Source organism: Variovorax sp. 20P10.2.4, assembly GCF_058244205.1.
In genome coordinates, this window is record NZ_JBZAYE010000829.1 from 1 (window position 1) to 2,730 (window position 2,730).

The 2,730-nt window shown below is 70.6% G+C and carries 3 protein-coding genes; all 3 read right to left on the reverse strand.

Features of this window, described 5'->3' with window-relative positions; translation table 11 throughout:
• On the reverse strand, positions 1-1,165 hold a 1,165-nt coding region (locus AC27VN_RS38210), incomplete at its 3' end, for an MFS transporter (RefSeq protein ID WP_490880029.1).
• Positions 1,165-2,277, reverse strand: a complete 1,113-nt coding sequence (gene aroC, locus AC27VN_RS38215; protein WP_490880030.1) for a chorismate synthase — start codon at positions 2,275-2,277, stop codon at positions 1,165-1,167. The genes AC27VN_RS38210 and aroC, both read right to left, overlap by 1 nt.
• Positions 2,278-2,352: 75 nt before the next feature.
• On the reverse strand, positions 2,353-2,538 hold the full coding sequence (locus tag AC27VN_RS38220) for a hypothetical protein (protein ID WP_203201696.1): 186 nt from the start codon (positions 2,536-2,538) through the stop codon (positions 2,353-2,355).
• Positions 2,539-2,730: the final 192 nt, after the last annotated feature.

A 2,730-nucleotide genomic window follows, 5' to 3' on the forward strand; every position in this document is an offset into this window, starting at 1 on the left:
CCTCCAGCCGCATCACCTTCCACGCACACAAGGTCCCCGCCACCGCGAGCAGCGCCGCCAGCGCGAACATCGTGCGGTAGCCGAAGGCCTGCGCCACCGCGCCGCCCAGCAGCACGCCGAGCACGCCGCCGAAGCCGTAGCCGATGACGGTGAACAGCGCCTGGCCGCGTCCGCGCAGCCGGCCCGGGAACCGGCGCGACACCACGGCGATGCAGGTGGTGTGGTGGGCCGCGAAGCTCAGCGCGTGCAGCCACTGGGCCACGACCAGCGCGGCGATCCAGCCGCCGAGGCCGGCGGTCAGGCCCAGCCGCGCGACGGCCGCGATGCCGCACACCAGCATCCAGCGCGGCATCGGCAGCAGGCCGATCAGCCGGCCCTGCAGGAAGAACCAGACGATCTCGGCCACCACCGACAGCGCCCACAGCAGGCCGATGGTGCTCTTGCCGTACCCGAGCGAATCGAGGTAGAGCGAGAAGAAGGCATAGACCGAGAAGTGCGACATCACCTGGAAGAACAGCGCGGCGAAGAACCACTGCACGACGCGGTTGCGCAGCACCGGGCCGATGGGTTCGCCGGGTGCGTCGTGCGCGGCCACGGGCTCGCGGCTGTCGGGCAGGCGCAGGGTGGCGAGCAGCACCACGGCCAGGGTGCCGGCGGCCCAGGCCGGGAAGTGCTTCATGCCGAAGCGGTCGAACCACTCGCCCGCGACGAACACCGTGACCAGGAAGCCGGCCGAGCCGCACAGCCGGATGCGCCCGTAGCGGCCCCAGTCGCCGGCCACGAGGTGCGCCATGGCGGCCTCGGTCAGCGACATCATCGAGCTGGTGTGGGTGAACATCAGCAGCAGCACCAGCGCGAGCCACCACGCGCCGCCGTTCCACCACAGGCCGAAGGAACTGAGCAACGCGATCGCCGCGCTGATGCGCAGCAGCAGCACGCGCTGGCCCGTGTGGTCGCTGAGGGCGCCCCAGGCATAGGGCGCGAACACGCGCGTGACCGACTGCACCGAGGCCAGCAGGCTGATGGTGAAGATCGGCAGCCCCAGGTCCTTGAGCCACAGCGGCAGGTAGGGATTGAAGAAGCCGATGTGCGCGAAATAGCTGGCCGACAGGCCAGCGAACGCCAACAGGTGGCCGCGCCCGGCCACGGGTGGCGGCGCGGACACTAGAGGAAGGACGCCTGCGGCGACGTGGCCTGGGTCTTCTCGTTGTCGCCCTGCACGTCACCGCATTGGGCGCGGTGGCGCAGCGCATGGTCCATCACGACCAGCGCGAGCAGCGCCTCGGCGATCGGCGTCGCGCGGATGCCCACGCAGGGGTCGTGGCGGCCCTTGGTGACCACCTCGACCGGGTTGTTGTTCACGTCGATCGACTGGCGCGGGCTGATGATCGAGCTGGTGGGCTTGATCGCGATGCTGACCTCGAGGTCCTGCCCCGAGCTGATGCCGCCGAGGATGCCGCCCGCGTTGTTGCTCAGGAAGCCGGTCGGCGTGATCGAGTCGCCATGGGTGGTGCCGCGCTGCGTCACGCTGTCCCAGCCGGCGCCGATCTCGACCGCCTTCACGGCATTGAGGCCCATCATCGCGTAGGCGATGTCGGCATCGAGCTTGTCGTAGAGCGGCTCGCCGAGGCCGACGGGCACGCGGGTGGCGGTCACGCGCACGCGCGCGCCGCAGGAGTCGCCAGCCTTGCGCAGCCGGTCCATGTAGTCCTCGAGCGCGCTCACGTCGGCGATCGGCGCGAAGAAGGGATTGTTCGGCACGTGGTCCCAGCTCTCGAAGGGGATCGCGATCTCGCCGATCTGCGTCATGCAGCCGCGGAACACCATGCCGTACTTCTCGGCCAGCCACTTCTTGGCGACCGCGCCGGCCGCGACCGTGGGCGCGGTGAGCCGGGCCGAGGAGCGACCGCCGCCGCGCGGGTCGCGGATGCCGTACTTCCTGTGGTACGTGAAGTCGGCGTGGCCCGGGCGGAACTGCTGGGCGATCTGGCCGTAGTCCTTGCTGCGCTGGTCGGTGTTCTGGATCAGCAGCGCGATCGGGGTGCCGGTGGTCTTGCCCTCGTACACGCCCGAGAGGATCTGCACCGCGTCGGGCTCGTTGCGCTGGGTGACGTGGCGGCTGGTGCCGGGACGGCGGCGGTCGAGGTCGGCCTGGATGTCGGCTTCGCTGAGCGCCATGCCCGGGGGGCAGCCGTCGATCACGCAACCGATGGCTGGGCCGTGGGATTCCCCGAAATTGGTGACCGCGAAGAGATGTCCGAAGGTGTTGCCGCTCATGGGCGGGGATTATCCCCCGCAATGCGGGGCCGGGCGGCGCGGCGCCCGAATGCCCGAGGGCAATGCCCGCGCGGCCTATTCGGTGGCGCCCTCGAGCCGCCGCGCCAGCGCGCCGAGCTGCAGCTCGATCGAGAACAGCCGCTCGTTGAGCACCGCAGTCTGCAGCCGGATCGCCTCGACGATCGCGCGGGTCTGCGGATCGGGCGTGTTGTCGACCAGCTCCGCGAGGTCGTGCAGCTTCTTGCGCAGTTCGTTGCTCATGGACTCTCCGTGGGGTTCGTTCGGTGACTGACGCGGCCAGTATGGGCCCGGCCCGGCCTCAGGGCAACGCATCGGCCGCGGCGGGCCGGGTTTGTCCCGAGCGGCGCATGACCACGGCCAGCAGCGCCGCGATGGCCAGCAGCACCACCACGCCGATGCCGGCCATCAGGTGCAAGCCGCGCAGCAGCGCCG

Excerpts from the sequence above, each read along its gene's own strand:
- aroC (WP_490880030.1), bottom strand. The coding sequence starts at position 2,277 with ATGAGCGGCAACACCTTCGGACATCTCTTCGCGGTCACCAATTTCGGG.
- AC27VN_RS38220 (WP_203201696.1), bottom strand. The coding sequence starts at position 2,538 with ATGAGCAACGAACTGCGCAAGAAGCTGCACGACCTCGCGGAGCTGGTC.